Source organism: Chromohalobacter sp. HP20-39 (assembly GCF_033052815.1).
Classification (GTDB): Bacteria; Pseudomonadota; Gammaproteobacteria; order Pseudomonadales; family Halomonadaceae; genus Chromohalobacter.
On sequence record NZ_JAWHTP010000753.1, the window covers coordinates 1 to 266 of the forward strand.

General features: G+C 59.8%; 1 protein-coding gene. It reads left to right on the top strand.

Going from position 1 to position 266, the window contains the following annotated elements:
- Nucleotides 1-50: 50 nt before the first annotated feature.
- The coding region (locus tag RVY79_RS19965) for a hypothetical protein (protein ID WP_317466316.1) at nucleotides 51-266 on the top strand (216 nt) is incomplete at its 3' end.

The window sequence follows — 266 nt, forward strand, 5'->3', positions numbered from 1 at the left end:
TGGAAAGTACGGCCACGTATGGGTTCAACGTTGTTGCAAACGACCGGGTCTTGAACACGGTCAACAAGGGGGATCTTGTCCGCTACGTCTACGGTGCAGGCGGCTGGACCCCTGCAACGCGGGCGATCACCATGCTGATGGTGTACAGCGATCAGGCAGCCCAGCTGCTGGGTGAGGCCGGCGCACAGTTGCGCCTCACGGAAGGGCTGCGCCTGACCAACGAAGCGCTCGAAAACTCCAATGCCAACTTCTATGTCAAGTCGGTG